General features: G+C 62.8%; 16 protein-coding genes. 9 read left to right on the forward strand and 7 right to left on the reverse strand.

Translation table 11 applies throughout. From position 1 onward, the window contains the following. The first annotated feature begins 12 nt into the window (after positions 1 to 12). The 9 genes from ABZN20_RS00960 (at position 13) to ABZN20_RS01000 (ending at position 7,377) form a co-directional block, all read left to right on the forward strand. A complete protein-coding gene (locus ABZN20_RS00960; protein ID WP_367026492.1) occupies positions 13 to 420 on the forward strand; it encodes a carboxypeptidase regulatory-like domain-containing protein in 408 nt (135 codons plus the stop codon). A 355-nt stretch (positions 421 to 775) separates the two neighbouring features. Then, on the forward strand, positions 776 to 1,090 hold the full coding sequence (locus tag ABZN20_RS00965) for a BON domain-containing protein (RefSeq protein WP_218806274.1): 315 nt from the start codon (positions 776 to 778) through the stop codon (positions 1,088 to 1,090). A 103-nt stretch (positions 1,091 to 1,193) separates the two neighbouring features. Next, on the forward strand, positions 1,194 to 2,324 hold the full coding sequence (locus ABZN20_RS00970) for an ABC transporter permease (protein WP_367026493.1): 1,131 nt from the start codon (positions 1,194 to 1,196) through the stop codon (positions 2,322 to 2,324). A gap of 76 nt (positions 2,325 to 2,400) precedes the next feature. Beyond that, positions 2,401 to 3,162 carry an ABC transporter ATP-binding protein gene (locus ABZN20_RS00975; protein WP_367026494.1) on the forward strand — a complete coding sequence of 254 codons (762 nt, stop codon included), beginning with the start codon at positions 2,401 to 2,403 and terminating at the stop codon, positions 3,160 to 3,162. Continuing rightward, a complete protein-coding gene (locus ABZN20_RS00980; protein WP_367026495.1) occupies positions 3,159 to 3,293 on the forward strand; it encodes a hypothetical protein in 135 nt (44 codons plus the stop codon). Before ABZN20_RS00975 ends, ABZN20_RS00980 begins: the two co-directional genes overlap by 4 nt. A 208-nt stretch (positions 3,294 to 3,501) precedes the next feature. Continuing rightward, complete coding sequence (gene istA / locus ABZN20_RS00985; RefSeq protein WP_367025277.1) at positions 3,502 to 5,040, forward strand: IS21 family transposase; 1,539 nt, start codon at positions 3,502 to 3,504, stop codon at positions 5,038 to 5,040. A gap of 26 nt (positions 5,041 to 5,066) precedes the next feature. Next, the gene (gene istB / locus ABZN20_RS00990; protein WP_367025276.1) at positions 5,067 to 5,822 is read left to right on the forward strand and encodes an IS21-like element helper ATPase IstB; all 756 of its coding nucleotides are present in this window, start codon (positions 5,067 to 5,069) and stop codon (positions 5,820 to 5,822) included. Between the two features lie 104 nt (positions 5,823 to 5,926). Then, positions 5,927 to 6,733, forward strand: a complete 807-nt coding sequence (locus ABZN20_RS00995) for an MlaD family protein (RefSeq protein WP_367026496.1) — start codon at positions 5,927 to 5,929, stop codon at positions 6,731 to 6,733. Beyond that, positions 6,730 to 7,377: an ABC-type transport auxiliary lipoprotein family protein gene (locus tag ABZN20_RS01000; protein ID WP_218806278.1), complete on the forward strand. Its 648-nt coding sequence runs from the start codon at positions 6,730 to 6,732 to the stop codon at positions 7,375 to 7,377. The genes ABZN20_RS00995 and ABZN20_RS01000 overlap by 4 nt, the downstream gene beginning before the upstream one ends. A gap of 114 nt (positions 7,378 to 7,491) precedes the next feature. Here ABZN20_RS01000 and ABZN20_RS01005 read toward each other — a convergent pair whose 3' ends face one another. From ABZN20_RS01005 to ABZN20_RS01035, 7 genes are all read right to left on the reverse strand, one after another. Next, positions 7,492 to 8,562 carry an IS630 family transposase gene (locus tag ABZN20_RS01005; protein ID WP_218806107.1) on the reverse strand — a complete coding sequence of 357 codons (1,071 nt, stop codon included), beginning with the start codon at positions 8,560 to 8,562 and terminating at the stop codon, positions 7,492 to 7,494. Between the two features lie 179 nt (positions 8,563 to 8,741). Then, positions 8,742 to 9,812: an IS630 family transposase gene (locus ABZN20_RS01010; protein WP_367026497.1), complete on the reverse strand. Its 1,071-nt coding sequence runs from the start codon at positions 9,810 to 9,812 to the stop codon at positions 8,742 to 8,744. Positions 9,813 to 9,914: 102 nt separating this feature from the next. Then, entirely contained in the window at positions 9,915 to 10,205 is a 291-nt protein-coding gene (locus ABZN20_RS01015) for a DUF2442 domain-containing protein (RefSeq protein ID WP_218806299.1), read from the reverse strand. Then, positions 10,202 to 10,474, reverse strand: coding sequence for a DUF4160 domain-containing protein (locus ABZN20_RS01020; protein WP_218806300.1), 273 nt, complete (start codon positions 10,472 to 10,474; stop codon positions 10,202 to 10,204). The genes ABZN20_RS01015 and ABZN20_RS01020 overlap by 4 nt, the downstream gene beginning before the upstream one ends. 406 nt (positions 10,475 to 10,880) lie before the next feature. After that, positions 10,881 to 11,609, reverse strand: a complete 729-nt coding sequence (locus tag ABZN20_RS01025) for an esterase family protein (protein WP_367026499.1) — start codon at positions 11,607 to 11,609, stop codon at positions 10,881 to 10,883. Next, positions 11,606 to 12,559, reverse strand: a complete 954-nt coding sequence (locus ABZN20_RS01030) for an acetylxylan esterase (protein ID WP_367026500.1) — start codon at positions 12,557 to 12,559, stop codon at positions 11,606 to 11,608. The genes ABZN20_RS01025 and ABZN20_RS01030 overlap by 4 nt, the downstream gene beginning before the upstream one ends. A 27-nt stretch (positions 12,560 to 12,586) precedes the next feature. Next, entirely contained in the window at positions 12,587 to 16,534 is a 3,948-nt protein-coding gene (locus tag ABZN20_RS01035; RefSeq protein WP_367026501.1) for a non-ribosomal peptide synthetase, read from the reverse strand. Positions 16,535 to 16,749: the final 215 nt, after the last annotated feature.

The following is a 16,749-nucleotide window of genomic DNA, read 5'->3' on the forward strand; positions in this document are numbered from 1 at the left end:
GGAGCACTTCCCATGAAACGATTGCACTTAGTGGTTATTTTTTCTTGCATATTGTTCAGCCTGCTTTCGGTTGCGGAGCTGTCGCCGATCAAACCCAAAACCCAAGGCGAAGTTACGTTCGTCAGCGGTGGGGTGGGGGCCGATGAACGGAGCGCTATGCAAGCCATCCGCGCTGACTACAACCTGAGGCTGCTATTTTCGATGAAACGCACAGGTGAATATGCCAGCGACGTGAAAGTCCATATTGCGGATTCTAGGGGCAACACTGTCCTGGAAACGGTGTCTGACGGCCCTGAACTTTTCGCCAAACTCAAGCCCGGCCGTTACATCGTTACCGCCGATCGGGCCGGGCAGGTCATCCATAAAGCCGCAACGCTCGAAAACAAGCAGACGACTTCGCTGTCGTTCACCTGGCCCTAAGCTAAGAGAAGGCAGGCAAGACTCCAGGGCTCTGGTGGAGGCTTCACGGCCGCCAGATGAGGGCTGTGACCGCGGACCTCAATTATGTATGGATTTGGCGGGCGAGAACGAAGCGATTTGGACCGTAGAATTGCGGTCTTGATGTGGAGTTTGCGGTGGCGTCCTGTATGTGCGTTACCGTACCGACTCCAGCGAATTCTAAAGCTAAGGTGTTTTCTAAGTTTGACCTGCCCCTAGATCCCGACCCAAACTTCATATTATTGCGTCTTGAACTTATCTCAGTAGGCCTTTTTTGCTGCGGTATTGATGATTTGATTTAGTCTGCTGGGATAGCCGTTTAACAGGAGAATTAGCCATGAAATGCCTTGTGAGATTATTTTATGCGTTTTTTTTGACTCTGATGTTACTCACTACCGTAAGTTGCGCGTCGACGCAAACACAGGAGGGAATGGGAGAATATGTTGACGACAGCGTAATAACCTCAAAAGTCAAAACGGCCATATTTAGCGAACCTTCCTTGAGTTCTGCGGAGATCAACGTTGAAACATTCAAGGGCGTGGTTCAACTGAGCGGCTTCGTGAACTCCCGCGCCGATATTAACAGAGCGGTTGCGGTGGCGCGTGGGGTTGGCGGCGTGAAATCGGTCAAAAACGACATGCGGCTTAAATAGGGAAGAATACCACTGGCTTTCAGTCAGCGGATTTAGTTCGCCGATCTTCAACCCATCAGCTGGGAGTTGGTGGTTATTGAGTTAGCTCGCGGAATATCTATCTATGAATCCCATGCCGGTAGCACCTGCGGCAATTGCTCAACAAGCCCCGGCTGAGTTCGAGTTATCGGGATGCTGGACCGCGCTCGGCATCGGCGCCATAGAATCCCAGCTTGAATCGCTGAGCCTTCCCTCCGTGACGGAGGCAAGAGTCGACTGCGCGCGTATAGAGGCGCTGGATACAGCTGGAGCGTGGGTTCTGCAAAAGCTGCTGCTGCGGTTGCGCGAACAAGACAGGGTCGCGACTCTGCGCGGCTTGCGCCCGAAATTCGCGAAGCTGCTGGAAGTCGTGGCGCAATATCTTGCCGACCCGGTCGACCAGCCCCCCGCTGTCCCGTCCCTGACGGCGCTGGAGCGCATCGGTCGAAGCGCCGGAACCGTCTTCGAACAGGCTGTCGCGCTACTCGAATTCGTGGGCGAAAGCGCGGCCGCGTTCGCCGGATGCGTAGCGCGCCCGGCGCGATTCAGATGGCGTCCCATCCTTTACAACCTACGTCGCGCCGGGTTCGACGCGCTGCCTATCGTCGGGCTGCTGTCGTTCCTGCTCGGGATCGTGGTCGCTTACCAAGGTGCCGACCAGCTCAGGCAGTATGGCGCCAACATTTTCGTGGCCGATCTGGTCGGCCTGTCGATGCTGCGCGAGTTCGCGCCTTTGATCACCGCCATCATCGTCGCCGGACGCTCGGGCTCTGCCTACGCAGCGCAGATCGGTACCATGGCCGTGACCGAGGAGATCGACGCCATGCGCACCCTCGGCATCGCGCCCCTGGAACTCCTGGTCCTGCCGAAGATCGTCGCGCTGATGATCGCCCTGCCGCTCTTAACCGTGTTCGCCGACGCGCTGGGCGTGTTCGGTGGCATGCTCATGGCGCGCGAGCAACTCGGCGTGGGCTATGGCGAATTCCTCGACCGTTTCGTCAAGACCGTCGGCGTCGCGGCCTACGGCGTCGGCATCGGCAAGGCGCCGGTATTCGCCGCCATCATCGCCGTGGTCGGCTGCTTCCAGGGCTTCCAAACCAAGGGCGGGGCCGACAGCGTCGGCCGCCAGACCACGCGCAGCGTCGTGCAATCGATCTTCCTGGTGATCGTCGCCGACGCGCTGTTCTCCATCGCCTTCAGCGCCCTGGACCTCTGAAATGCCCAGCGATACGCCCACGGACGCAACGGTCATCGAGATGGACAAGGTATCGACGCGCTTCGGCGACCATGTGGTGCATTCCGACATCGACCTCGAAGTGCGCCGCGCGGAAATCTTCGCGGTGATCGGCGGCAGTGGTTCCGGCAAATCGACGCTGCTGCGGGAAATGATCCTGCTACAACGTCCGGACTCCGGCTCCATCCGGGTGCTCGGCGTTGATCTTGGAAAAGTCGGCGACGACGACGCCCGAGCGCTGCGCCGGCGCTGGGGCGTGATGTTCCAGCATGGCGGCTTGTTCGGCTCGCTGACGGTCAAGGAAAACGTCGGCCTGCCCCTGCGCGAACACACTGGGCTGGCCGACGGGCTGATCGATGAGATCGCGGCCTGGAAGCTCGCCATGGCCGGCCTTGCGCCAGCGGTCGGCGCGCAGTATCCGTCCGAACTCAGCGGCGGCATGATGAAGCGCGCCTCCCTCGCCCGCGCACTGGCGCTCGATCCGGAACTGCTGTTTCTCGACGAACCCACCGCCGGGCTCGATCCGGAAGGTGCTAGCGGCGTCGATGAGCTGGTGCTCAAGCTGCGCGACCTGTTCGGCTTGACCCTCGTCATCATTACCCACGACCTTGACCTGTTGTGGCAGGTCGCCGACCGCGTCGCCGTCCTCGCCGAGGGCAAGGTGCAAGGCGTCGGCTCGATGTCCGAACTCTCGGCGATGGGCCATCCCGCCATCCGGCAATTCTTCGACGGTCCGCGCGGAAGGGCAGCACTGGAACAGAAAAATCAGCAGGCCAAAGCAAGAACAAGGCCACGGGGGCCATCATCGAAACCAAAGTGAACTACGCCCTCGTCGGCGCGTTTGTCCTCATTCTCGGCGCCGGGATGATCGCCGGAACGCTCTGGCTCGCCTCGGGCGGCGCCTTCCAAAAACGCTACGACCTGTATCTTGCGTATTCCGGCCCAACGTGACCGCCGATTCCGTTTGATCGTGACCGCCCATGCCGGGTGAACGTGACCGGCGATTCCGTTTGATCGTGACCGATTTTGGCCTTCCGGCCGGAATCGGTGGTCACGATGCCGGAAATCGCGGTCACGTTCCCGGAATCACCTCAGCCGCGCTGGAATTTCTCAACCCCAACAGGCATAGAGCCGCCCTTTTACTTTCGAAGGGGGCGACATGCCGGCAAAGAGGAGTTCCATGCGACACATCACCGAGATTCTGCGCCTCAAGCACGAGGCGAAGCTCAGCCACGAGAAGATCGCCCGGGCGCTGGGCGTCTCCAAGGGCGTGGTCAGCAAGTACGTGAGCCTCGCCCAGGCGAAGGGCGTTGCTTGGCCGCTGCCCGGGGCGATGGACGAGGCGGCCCTGGAGCGGTTGCTGTTCCCCGCCCCCACGGCCCCGGCGCGCTTCGTGGAGCCGGACCTGCCGCGCCTTCACCACGAGCTCAAGCGCAAGGGGGTGACCCTGCAGCTGCTGTGGGCCGAGTACGTGGCGACCCACGGCGAGGCCGCTTACCGTTACAGCCAGTTCTGCCACCGTTACCGGCTCTGGCAGGGCCAGCAGCGGCGCAGCATGCGCCAGGTTCACCACGCCGGCGAGAAGCTCTTTCTCGACTACTGCGGCCCCACCGTTCCGGTGATCGACCCCGCCACCGGCGAGCTGCGCCAGGCGCAGGTGTTCGTCGCCGTGCTCGGCGCCTCCAGCTACACCTACGCCGAGGCCACCTGGACCCAGGCGCTGCCGGACTGGATCGCCTCCCATCAGCGCGCCCTGCGCTACTTCGGCGGCACCCCCGCGCTGTGGGTGCCGGACAACCTGCGCGCGGCGGTGAGCCAGCCCTGCCGCTACGCCCCCGAGCCCAACGCCACCTACGCCGAGCTGGCCCGCCACTACGGCGCCGCCATCCTGCCGGCGCGCCCTTACCAGCCGAAGGACAAGGCCAAGGTGGAGGTGGCCGTGCAAGTCGTGGAACGGTGGATTCTGGCCCGGCTGCGCCATCGCACCTTCCACTCCCTGGCGGCCCTCAACCAGGCCATACACGAGCTGCTGGAGTCACTCAACGGCCGCCCCTTCCAGCGCCAGCCCGACAGCCGCCGCGACCTGTTCGAGTCCCTCGACCGGCCGGCCCTCAAACCCCTGCCGCTGGTGCCTTACGAGTACGCCGAGTGGAAACAGGTCAAGCCCGGCATCGACTACCACGTCGAGTTCGGCGGTCGCCTCTACAGCGTGCCCCATGCGCTGGTCGGCCAGGTGCTGGAGCTGCGCGCCACCGCCACCAGCATCGAGGTGCTGCACCGGGGACACCGCGTCGCCGCGCACCCGCGCCAGGGCGCCGGCCGCTTCTCCACCCTCCCCGAGCACATGCCCAAGTCCCACCGCGAGCACCGCCAGTGGTCACCGGGGCGCTTCATGAACTGGGCCAAAGACATCGGCGTAGCGACGCTGCACGTGGTCGAACACCAGCTCAACAACCGGCCCCATCCCGAGCACGGCTACCGCGCCTGCCTGGGCCTGCTCAATCTCGCTCGGCGCTACAGCCGAGCGCGGCTGGAGGCGGCCTGTGCGCGGGCCTTGGCCATCCAATCACCGTCCTATCGCTCCGTCAGCTCCATCCTCGACAAGGGGCTCGACCGCCAGCCGCATGAGGCCCATGACGAGACCGCCGCGGCGCTGCCGGCCCACGGCAACGTGCGCGGTCCCGACTACTACAACTGAAACCCGTTACAACAGGAGACAAAACCATGCTCACCCAGCAAACCCTGGACAAGCTCCACACCCTGCGCCTCACCGGCATGCGCGAGGCCTTCGAACAACAGCTCGAACAGCCCGCCACCCACGATCTCTCCTTCGACGAGCGCTTCGCGCTGCTCGTCGACCGGGAGCTGCTCTACCGCGACAACCGCCGCCTCAGCCGTTTGCTCAAGGACGCCAAGCTGCGCCTTGCCGCCTGCATCGAGGATATCGACTATCGCCACCCCCGCGGCCTGCATCGTCCCCCAATGGCCGCGCTCGCCGAAGGCTCTTGGCTGCGCGCCCATCACAATCTCTGCCTCACCGGCCCCACCGGCACCGGCAAGACCTATCTCGCCTGCGCCCTCGGCAATCAGGCCTGCCGCCAGGGACTAGCCGTCCGTTACCTGCGCCTGCCTCGGCTGCTCGAACAGCTCGCCGTCGCCCGCGGCGACGGCTCCTATTCCCGGCTCATGAACCAGCTCGCCCGCACCGACCTGCTCATCCTCGACGACTGGGGCATCCAGCCGCTCACCGCCTCTCAGCGCAACGACCTCATGGAGTTGATCGAAGACCGCCACGGCCTGCGCTCCACCCTCATCGCCAGCCAGCTGCCGGTCGAGCACTGGCACGACTACCTCGGCGAGCCCACCCTCGCCGATGCCATCCTCGACCGCCTCCTGCACAACGCCCACCGGCTACCCCTGACCGGCGAGTCGATGCGCAAAACCACCGCCGGCTTGACCCAACGTGACCGGTCCAAGTAAAAAACCAACCTCCAGCGCGGCATGAGATCCCCGGCGGTCACGATCACCGGAATCAACGGTCACGTTCGCCGGAATGCGCATATCTGGCGGTCTCGGACGAATCGGTGGCCGGCCTCAACCTGAACGCGCCGGTCAAATACAACGGTGTCGACGTGGGCAAAGTGCGGGAAATCCGGCTTGACCCGGGCAACCCGGAACGGGTGAACCTAGTGTTCGCCATCGAGCGCGGCACGCCCATCAAGGAGGACACCTTGGCGGTTCTGAAAACCCAGGGTCTGACCGGCATCGCCTATGTCGAACTTAGCGGCGGCACCCCGAGTTCGCCGCCACTGCGCGCGGCCGTGGGAAGCGGATATCCGGTGATCCGCACCAAACCCTCGCTCAGCGCGCGGCTGGAGAATGTGCTCACCACCGCGCTTGCCAAGTTGGACAGCACCTCGAACAACCTCAATGCCTTGCTCAGCGGCGAGAACCGGGCAGCGTTCACCAGCGTGCTCGCCGATATCGCCACCGTGGCGCGCACTCTCGCGGCGCGCAAGGACACCCTGGACGCGGGCATAGCCGATGCCGCCCGCACTTTCGGCAACACAGCGCGGATAACCGCGCAGGCCGGGCCCGTGATCGATCGCATCGGACGCGGCGCCGATGCGGTGGAGAACATGGGTAATACCGTCGCCCGGACAAGCGCCGGTGTCGGCACAGTAGTCGACTCGTTCGGCGCCGACCTAACGCGATTCACCGGGGAAACACTGCCCGAACTGGAACGCCTGCTCGGCGAACTCAACATCCTGTCGACCTCCTTGCGACGCCTTAGCGAGCAGACCGAACGCAATCCGGCCGGACTGTTGTTCGGCCATGCAGCGGTCCCAGAAGGGCCGGGAGAACGGGAGACGGAATCATCAAAGCCTTGACCAAAATAGCGATCGTTCGCTGGTGCCGGCGCTTTGCCGCCGGTTCAGCCCTCGTGGCGTCCTGCGCCTGCAGCCTACTGTTTCCGGCGGCGACGCCGCACCCGGCCTTCTATTCGCTCGACAGCGCGCGGGGCATAGAGCCGACGGAGTCCTTGGCCGCTGCGGCACCGACCTTGACCGTCAGTCCTCCGCTCGCGGCTGCCGGTTTTGACAGCACGCGCATCATCTATGTGCGGGAGGCCCATAAACTCGAATATTTCGCGCACAGCGAATGGGTGGACCCGCCGGCGCGCATGCTCGCGCCGCTGCTGGTCGCGGCTCTCGAGCGCTCCGGGGCATTCCGCGCCGTGATACTGACACCCAGTGCCGCGGGCAGCGACCTGCGGCTAGATACCGAGATCATTCGGCTGCAACACGAATTCGGAACCCAGCCCAGCCGCGTGCGTTTCACGCTCCGCGCCTATCTCATCGACGACAAAACGCGCCGCGTGCTGGCTCGGCGCGAGTTCGAGGCCGTCGTTCCGGCCTCCAGCGAGGATCCCTACGGAGGAGTGGTGGCGGCCAATCAGACGGTACAAACCGTACTCCAAGACCTGTCCGCGTTCTGCGCCGAGGCGGCGCTCCGAGCTGGGATGAAAAGGTGAATCACAGCGGCATTATTTCGATTCACTCTGCTTTGGGTGACGCGTTGGAAGATAAGATGCCGCTAGCGTCGATCCAGAACCATAGAGGTGGGTCGGACATGCGATACCTAGTGTTTAATTGCGTAAATTAGCGATAGTATTGCGCAGCTGGGAGCCTTTGACTTCCCGCTTGCGCCAGACGAATGGGGCGGCCTTGTCGTTGTAGGCGGCGATGAAATCGTTGATCGCCTGCGCCAGTTGGTCGATGCTGTTGAAACTGGCCCCACGTAAGGCCTTGCGGGTCATGATGCCAAACCAGATTTCCACTTGGTTCAACCAACTGGCTGAAGTGGGCGTGAAGTGAAAGTGCACGTTGGGATGGGCGGCCAACCAGTCATCGTTCTTCTTGTGAGTGCAATAGTTGTCGAGAATCACATGAATTTCCCGATCAGCCGGAACATCGGCGACCACCTCATCGAGAAAGGCCTGAAAGTCAGGACGCTTCTTGGTCGTGGTGGTTTTGGACTGAATGGTACCGGTCGCCACATTCAAGGCCGCAAAAAGATTGATCGTGCCATGGCGCTTATAGGTGCTTTTCAATCCACGAACCAGCTTGCCGCTGCTGGTAAAGACGAAACCGCTGGCCCTTTCCAGCGCCTGAATGGAAGGCTTTTCATCAACGGAAATGACCAACGCATTTTGCGGCGGATTCAGGTACAGCCCGATAATGTCGGCCGACTTGATGGCAAACTGAGGGTCCGTGCTGACGCACCACGAGCGATGCCGCTGGAGTTGGATGCCTTCTTTGCGCAACAGACGCCAGACGGCATCATCGGAAACCCCCAAGGCTTTCGACAACGACCCGCCATCCCACGTCGCCTGTCCGGCCGGCGGCGGCTGTTCAATCTGCGCAAGCAATCGATTGCGCAACTCGGACGGCGGGTACCGCGGAGGCTTGCCCGGTCTTTTTCGATCACGCAGTCCTTTCAACCCTTCAGCCGCAAAGCGCCTGCGCCAGACACCGACCGTGCCGGGCCGGATACCGAGTTCAGCAGCAATTTCGTCATTGCGCTTGCCCGCCAGACAGCCCATGACAATCTTGGCGCGTTCGACCAGACGAGCCTCCTCGGTGCGGCTATTGCTCAAACGCTCCAACTCACGCCGGTCTTGGTCCGTACAACTCACCGATATGGCAACTCGCGCCATCCTTCCCTCCGTTCCTGTGGGTAACGGAGACATGATATTACAGTCGCTTAATAATGCAATTAGACACTAGATTCAGCCGGTGGGCTGGGTAAAGTAATGGGGTTCAAAGAGGGCTAACGGGGGTCGCTACGTTCTTCGAGTGAACAGGTGATGTGCCGTGGTGCAGAGACAGCTAGTGTTTAATTGCGTAAATTAGCGATAGTATTGCGCAGCTGGGAGCCTTTGACTTCCCGCTTGCGCCAGACGAATGGGGCGGCCTTGTCGTTGTAGGCGGCGATGAAATCGTTGATCGCCTGCGCCAGTTGGTCGATGCTGTTGAAACTGGCCCCACGTAAGGCCTTGCGGGTCATGATGCCAAACCAGATTTCCACTTGGTTCAACCAACTGGCTGAAGTGGGCGTGAAGTGAAAGTGCACGTTGGGATGGGCGGCCAACCAGTCATCGTTCTTCTTGTGAGTGCAATAGTTGTCGAGAATCACATGAATTTCCCGATCAGCCGGAACATCGGCGACCACCTCATCGAGAAAGGCCTGAAAGTCAGGACGCTTCTTGGTCGTGGTGGTTTTGGACTGAATGGTACCGGTCGCCACATTCAAGGCCGCAAAAAGATTGATCGTGCCATGGCGCTTATAGGTGCTTTTCAATCCACGAACCAGCTTGCCGCTGCTGGTAAAGACGAAACCGCTGGCCCTTTCCAGCGCCTGAATGGAAGGCTTTTCATCAACGGAAATGACCAACGCATTTTGCGGCGGATTCAGGTACAGCCCGATAATGTCGGCCGACTTGATGGCAAACTGAGGGTCCGTGCTGACGCACCACGAGCGATGCCGCTGGAGTTGGATGCCTTCTTTGCGCAACAGGCGCCAGACGGCATCATCGGAAACCCCCAAGGCTTTCGACAACGACCCGCCATCCCACGTCGCCTGTCCGGCCGGCGGCGGCTGTTCAATCTGTGCAAGCAATCGATTGCGCAACTCGGACGGCGGGTACCGCGGAGGCTTGCCCGGTCTTTTTCGATCACGCAGTCCTTTCAACCCTTCAGCCGCAAAGCGTCTGCGCCAGATACCCACCGTGCCGGGCCGGATGCCCAACTCAGCAGCAATCTCGTCATTGCGCTTGCCCGCCAGGCAGCCCATGACAATCTTGGCGCGCTCGACCAGACGAGCCTCATCGGTGCGGCTATTGCTCAAACGCTCCAACTCACGCCGATCTTGGTCCGTACAACTCACCGATATGGCAACTCGCGCCATCCTTCCCTCCGTTCCTGTGGGTAACGGAGACATGATATTACAGTCGCTTAATAATGCAATTAGACACTAGTTGTCACATCAGTCCTCATAGACCCGAACGAATCAGCTCGGCGGCGCAGCGTCCGTGGAGTCCGCTGGGGCGCATTGCAGGGCGTCTCCAGTTGATGTAGTTTTCCATCGTGCCTCAATAGTATCGGCAGAGAGGTCTGCTCCGCAGTCCCACTCAATAAAGTACTTACCGTTATGAATTCGTTCGAATTCAGCTTTATCTTTCAGCGGAGCAAAGGCATCGGAGTCAAGAAACGGTTTTACATCGAATAAACCCGCTTTTCCATTTTCGGCTTTTATATATAGTATATAGTTATCTTTCGGAATGATCTCGGCAATATTCATTGATCGAGTCCTCGAATTGGAAACGGCTTCTTGCCATTGATGGCCAATTGCCAATCAGCAAGCAAATCATCTTGGTGTATTTCAATCCATGCGACGACCAGTTTGTGTTTCTTCTGTGGAAGTTCACCCGCCAAGACGGTTCCATCGAGAATCGAGTAAACGGCTACTTGGCCTTGATATTCGGCGTGGATATGTGGCACGTTATGCTTATCCGTATCATAGAAAAACATTCGGATAAGTATTCCATAGAACATTGAGATTGTAGGCATTACAACGAACTCTTGTGTTACGTCCAGCGTGACAACTAAGCGGCGCGCCGGATACCGACCTCGAGCGAAACCACGAACCCTGACTTTACCACTAATTCTTTGAAACAGCCAACGTCCCGTGTTGAGAGCAAATAAACTGTCCGGACTCGTAGCGCGAGGTTTGTCCGGTTTTATTGGGTGCTGTAAGGAGGTGCCTGATGAGACGGACGGAGTTGTCACAGGAGATCGGGAAGATGCGATTTGAAGAAGCGTATCGGGGTTGGCAGGCCAAGCGCCTGACCCAGGAAGAAGTGGCTCGGTTATTGGCATCCCGTTATACCCAAGTTGTGGCAAGCCGTATTCTCCCGGTCTTTTTGCGAGAGGGGACGGGAGTCGAGGGGCTGGGAGTTGTGTATAACGGGATGGCTCAGACGTACAACGGCGCCATCTTCCGCCAGGCACGACCCTGGTGGGCGCGCCCGTCCCAGGTATGGAGGGCGTGGGGGATGCCCTTGGACCACAGAATCCGGCTCAGGTCGCGGTTGTTGCCTAGAAAAGGATCGTCGCCGCCCACCACGAGCACGATGTCCATGCGCCGCAGCGCTTCGAGCCGCCAGTGGCATTCCAGGTTGGGGAGAAAATGGGAGGGGGTGTGGTAGTAGATGGTGTCGTCGTAATAGCCGTCGAACAGGTCGCGGAAGTGTTCCACGCCAAGCGTCAGATCGTAGCGGCCGGAGAAGGCGGCCACCTTGCGGAACAGGTGAGGGTGGCGGAAGGCGATGTTGACGGCGTGGAACGCGCCCAGGCTGCAGCCGTGCGCGATGGTGCAGGGATGCGGGTTTTTCGCGGCCATCAGCGGGAACACCTCGTTGAGGATGTATTCCTCGAACTGGACGTGGCGCCGGATGCGCTCGGCCGGATGGCGCCAGAAGCAATAGAGCGATTCGTGGTCGATGCTGTCCAGGCAGAACAGTTGCAGGTGTCCGGCCTTGATCTTGTGCCGCAGGCTTTCCACCAGCCGGAGGTCTTCGTACTCGTGGAAGCGGCCGTCACGGGTCGGGAAGACCAGGACTTTGGCGCCGGCATGGCCGAAAACCAGCAGTTCCATGTCTCGGCCCAGGCGTTCGGTGTACCAGCGGTGATATTCCCGGTTCATAGCGGTTCGAAAAATGCCGCGATGGCGGCGGACAGCGATCGGTCCTGTTCGGGCTTGCGCGGATAGTCGAAATGCCCGGCGTCCAACACGAACAGCTCCTTCGGTCCGGCGAGCGCGTTGAAGACGGCGAACTGGCCGGGGGGCGCGACGGCTGGATCGAACAGGGCGGCGGCGACGTGTACCGGGATGCCCGTGAAACGCGCGGCGATGGCGGCATCGTAGTAGGCCAAGGTTGCCGTCACGTTACCGTGTGAGGACCGATACCGCCGGACCGATTCTCCGCTGCCGACGGTCGGCAGGGTCAGCCGCAGCGGCTGATGGCCGAAGGTCGGGACGTTGAGATGGGCCCTCTGGAGGCGTGGTTCCCAGGGCAGGCTCAAGGCGCCGATGCCGCCGCCGAAGCTGATGCCGAGGTAGCCGACGCGGCCCTCCACCTCGGGAAACAGATCGAGCAGGGTGCTGACGGCCAGCCAGAGGTCTTCGACGCAACCGCCGAGGACGTAGCGGTCGCGGTCCTCGATCCCGCAGAGGACGTGGCGGTCCGGCGTTTCCGGAATGTCGGCGCAGCGGCTGCGGGAGAGGCCGCGGAAGCAGGGAAACAGGACGACGGCGTCGTCGAAGGGGAGGTCGAGATCGGGCCCGTCGCGGCCGCCATAGCCGTGGCCGACCACGAAGCCGCGGCGGATCCGGCCGTGCGCCGGAACCAGCGCCCAGCCGCCGATGGTGATCGCGCCGGTCGATCGGTAGGTGAGGTCGAATGCCTGGAAGCGAGGATGGCTCCAGCCGCAGCGGCGGAGTTCCGGCCTGGGCGCAACGTTCCTGGCCTCGTCATACCGCGCCGACCAGAAAGCGGCGAAGTCTTCCGGCGGGTCGGGCGGTTCCACCCGGAGCAACTGGTCGAGAGAAAACCCGTAGGCCGGGTCGAACGGGTAGGAATGGCTGAACGGCATGGTATCCCGCGAGGTGTGGGAGCGGGATCAACGCCCGCTGTTTCCGGGGGTCCGCGCCCGGCGCCTCAGTTCGTCGGCCAGCGAGCGGACGTGCGGTTCGCCGAGCAGGGTGTAATGGTTGCCGGGCACCTCCACGACGTCGATTTCCTCCGCTAGTCCGTTCCAGCCGAGCAGCGGATCGTCCAGCGCCGTGGCGGCCTGCTGGCGGGCGCGGAACAGCGTCAGGGTGCCGGGATAGAAGCCGGGCGCGTAACGGTAGGCGGCCTTGACGTTCGCGGCTTTCATTTCCTCCAGCGGGCGGACGTCGGCTCGGTCGCGCGCCAGACGTGCGCTGAAGCACTGTTTCGCCCACTGCATTTTGTCGCGCAGGAACCGCAGCTTGTCCGCGGTGCCGAGTTTCAGGAAATGGACGGCGAGGCGGAGCAGCTTGGTGATGAAACCGGGGGCGTCCGCCGCGCGGTTCCAGTTGTCGAAGTTCGCCACCAGCGCGACCCCGTCTCCCAGGGCGTGGAACTGGCGGGCCATTTCGAAGGCGATGATGCCCCCCATGGAGTGGCCGCCGATCCAATACGGTCCCTGTGCCTGGACGGCCTTGATTTCCGAGATGTAGAGCCGGGCCAGGCTTTCGACATCGGCGCCGACCATGTCGTCCTCGCCTTCGTCCATGCCGGGCGACTGGATGCCGTAGACGTTGAAGTCGGCTTTCAGAAGTTCAGCCAGGGCGTGATACCAGTGCACGCTGCCGCCCACGCCGTGGACGAGGAAAAGCGCGGGTGCCTGGGCGGCCTCCAGGCTCAGGGGAACGATGTGGGTGTTCTGCGCCTCGGTCTTGCCGCTGCCGTCGACCAGTGCCGCCAGTTGTTCGACCGTGGCGGCCCTCGCCAGGGCGGCGAACGAAAGCCGTTGGCCGCAAACCAGTTCGATCCGGGTGAGGAGCTGGAAGGCGCGCAGGGAGTCGCCGCCCATGGCGAAGAAGCTGTCCCGGATGCCGATAGAACGGGCCGGGAAGATTTCCGCAAAGATCGCGGCGAGTTTACGCTCGGTGTCGTTGCGGGGAACTTCGGCGCTGCTGGTTGTGGCAGAGGGGGTGGCCGGATCGGGCAGCGCCTTGCGGTCCAGCTTGCCGCCCGGCGTGAGCGGGAATTCCGCCATGGCTACGAATACGCGGGGGATTTCGTGCTCCGGCAGGGTGCTCCGCAGGAAGGCTTCCAGGCCCTCGGCTTCGAACCGGCTGCCCGGCGCCGGAACGACGTAGGCGGCGAGATATTTCCCGCCGGCCGCTTCGATGGCCTTCACCGCGGCCTGCGCCACACCGTCATGGCGCTCGATCGCCGCCTCGATTTCGCCCGGTTCGACGCGGAAGCCGCTGATCTTGATCTGGTCGTTGTTGCGTCCCACGAATGACAACTGGCCATCCGCGCCGTAACGCACCAAGTCGCCGGTGCGGTACATCCGGGCCTCGGGGTCGCCGGCGAACGGATCGGGGAGAAAGGCCGCGGCGGTGAGTTCGGGACGCCGCAGATAGCCTTTCGCCACGCCGGCGCCGCCGATGTACAGCTCGCCCGGCACGCCGATGGGCAGCGGTTTCAGATGGCGGTCGAGCACGTACAGGCGGACGTTGTCGATGGGCCTGCCGATCGGCGGATCGGCGGCCGACGGGCCGGCAGGGGAGAACTGCGGCGGCTGGTAGACGGTCGCGGTGACCGTCGTTTCGGTCGGGCCGTAGGTGTTGAGCCAAGCCACATGTTCCGCGCCGGGCAGCCGGTCCCAAGCCTCCAGCATGGCACGGGAGGCCTTTTCCCCGCCGACCACGGTCAATCGCAGGCTGTCGGGCAGACCTCCGCCGCTGGCGGTGAGTCCCCGTACCAGTTCGTTCCAGAACGCGGTAGGGATGTCGAACACGGTGATCCCTTCGCGGGCGGCCCACTCCAGGAACTCGTGGACCGAATGGCCCTGGGTCTCGTCGCGGAAGACGACCGTGCCGCCGGCGTGCCAAGTCGGGTATATCTCCTCCACGCAGATGTCGAAACTGATGGAGGCGTACTGCAGGACGCGGTCGTGGGGTCCCAGCCCGTAGCGGCGCCGCATCGCCGCGCACAGGTTGACGACGCCGCGGTGCGGGACCATCACGCCTTTCGGCAGGCCCGTGGAACCGGAGGTATACATCAGATAGGCGACGTCGTCCGGCGTCGCGCAGCACGGGGGAGCTTCGTCCGAGCCGGCGGGGTCGGTTTCCCAGCCGGTGTCCAGCCGCAGCAGTTCGACGCCGGGATGGTGAAGGGCATCGGCCAGGGCGGTCCGGGTCAGTACGATCCGCGCGCCCGAGTCCTCGAGCATGTAGGCGAGCCGCTCTTCGGGGTAGGCGGGGTCCAGCGGCAGGTAGGCGCCGCCGGCCTTCAGCACGCCGAGGAGGCCGACGGCGAGTTCGCAACCGCGGTCGAGCAGCAGGGCGACCACGGAACCGGGACCCGTGCCTTTGCGCAGCAAAAGCGCCGCCAACCGGTTCGAGCGCCGTTCCAGCTCGCCGTAGCTGAGGCGTTGGTTTCCGCTTTGGACCGCGATGGCGTCCGGCGTGCGGCGCGCCTGTGCGGAGAAGAGTTCGCCCAGCGTGGCTTCGGGGTAGCTGGTGCCGGTGTCGTTCCACTCCACCAGCAGGCGGCGTAGTTCGTCGTCCGGGAGGCTGCGCAGGTCTGCGAGTTTGCCGCCGGCGCAGGCCGCCAGGCTCTCGAGGATCGTCAGGAGCTGCTGCAGCATGCGCTCGACGGTGCCGTCCTCGAACAGGCGGCGGTCGTATTCGATCTTGAGCAGCAGGCCGTCGGCGAGGTAGCCCGCCAGGATGAGGTGGTCGGTCTGTTCCTTCAGTTCGAAGCGGCGCTTGTCCCAGTCGCCGCCGCGGGACTTCACCACGTGGTAGTTCTCGAAGACTACGATGGTGGTGAACAGCGGCATGCCGGCCGGCAGGCCGCTCCAGGCGTGGATGCGGGCCGTCGGCGTATGCTCGTGTTCGCGCACGCTCAGGTGCTGGCGCCGAAGCTCGCGGATGAATTCGGCGACGGACAAGTCGGGGTCGATCTTCAGGCGCACCGGCGTGGTGTTGATGATCGGTCCGACGATGGCCTCGCCCTCCGGCACGGATTTCCGGCAGGAACGCGTGGCGCCGAACACCACGTCGTCGAGCCCGCTGTGGCGTGCGATCAGCAGGCCCCAGGCGGCCTGGACCAGGGTGTTGAGCGTGACGTCCTGTTTCTTCGCGAGTTCCTGGAGCGCCTCATAAAGGGCCGGAGGCGCCCAGGCTTGAACCAGTCCGCCGGTGTGGGCGGGCGACAGGGGCCGCGGCTCGGGCAGGGCGCTCAGGACGCGGTTGGGTTCTTCGAAATCCGCCAGCAGACCGCGCCAGTAGCCTTCACTCGCCGCGAAGTCGAGGGAGTCCAGCCAGTCGATGTAGCTGCGGTACGGCGTCGCCGGCGGCAGTTCCGGCTCGTGGCCGTCGCGCAGCGCCTGGTAGACCCGGAACAGCTCTTCCATGATGATGAGCCGCGCCCGTCCGTCCAGCAGCGCGTGGTGGTAAGTCCAGACTGCCCAGTATTCTTCCTCGGCGATGCGAATCAGGGTCAGGCGGTGGAGAGGCGCCTCAGCCATGTCGAAGCCCCGCAGCCTGTCCTCGGCGAGGAAGGCGTCGAACCGGCTCTCCTGTTCCGTCCGCGCCAGCCCGCGCCAGTCGAGGTCAGACCAGGGCATCGTCACGGCGGGTTCGACCCGTTGCAGCGGCGCCTCCAGGTTCCGCCAGACGAATGCCGTCCGCAGGATGTCGTGCCTCGCGACCATGCGGGTCCAGGCTTCCCGGTAAGCGTCTTCGTCGAGGTTTTCGCCGGTTCGCAACACCAGTTGCTGGATATAGGTACCTTCCCGCTGATCGAACAGGGTCGCCGAGAGCATGTTTCCCTGCATCGGCGAAAGCGCGTAGCAATCTGTCACGTTCTGCTCCCTTACGTCCTTACCGTAGTGCCACGGGTCTTGCCCAGAATAGCCTCAAGATGTGTAAGCGATTGGACATTTATAGGATATTCATGGGTCCGGCGAAAGCCGGTGCCGCTCCATTCCGCAAAAGGTGCGGATTCGCTGTATCATTTCCACTGTCAGGCCTCGTATACCCGAGTTGCGGGTACAATCCGGACCGATGGCGGCGAGCG

It is taken from the genome of Methylococcus sp. ANG, from assembly GCF_040730495.1.
Lineage (GTDB): Bacteria > Pseudomonadota > Gammaproteobacteria > Methylococcales > Methylococcaceae > Methylococcus.

Coding starts and splice junctions, on each gene's coding strand:
- ABZN20_RS00960 (WP_367026492.1), top strand. CDS start 13: ATGAAACGATTGCACTTAGTGGTTATTTTTTCTTGCATATTGTTCAGC.
- ABZN20_RS00965 (WP_218806274.1), top strand. CDS start 776: ATGAAATGCCTTGTGAGATTATTTTATGCGTTTTTTTTGACTCTGATG.
- ABZN20_RS00970 (WP_367026493.1), top strand. CDS start 1,194: ATGAATCCCATGCCGGTAGCACCTGCGGCAATTGCTCAACAAGCCCCG.
- istA (WP_367025277.1), top strand. CDS start 3,502: ATGCCGGCAAAGAGGAGTTCCATGCGACACATCACCGAGATTCTGCGC.
- istB (WP_367025276.1), top strand. CDS start 5,067: ATGCTCACCCAGCAAACCCTGGACAAGCTCCACACCCTGCGCCTCACC.
- ABZN20_RS01005 (WP_218806107.1), bottom strand. CDS start 8,562: ATGGCGCGAGTTGCCATATCGGTGAGTTGTACGGACCAAGACCGGCGT.
- ABZN20_RS01010 (WP_367026497.1), bottom strand. CDS start 9,812: ATGGCGCGAGTTGCCATATCGGTGAGTTGTACGGACCAAGATCGGCGT.
- ABZN20_RS01015 (WP_218806299.1), bottom strand. CDS start 10,205: ATGAATATTGCCGAGATCATTCCGAAAGATAACTATATACTATATATA.
- ABZN20_RS01020 (WP_218806300.1), bottom strand. CDS start 10,474: ATGCCTACAATCTCAATGTTCTATGGAATACTTATCCGAATGTTTTTC.
- ABZN20_RS01025 (WP_367026499.1), bottom strand. CDS start 11,609: ATGAACCGGGAATATCACCGCTGGTACACCGAACGCCTGGGCCGAGAC.
- ABZN20_RS01030 (WP_367026500.1), bottom strand. CDS start 12,559: ATGCCGTTCAGCCATTCCTACCCGTTCGACCCGGCCTACGGGTTTTCT.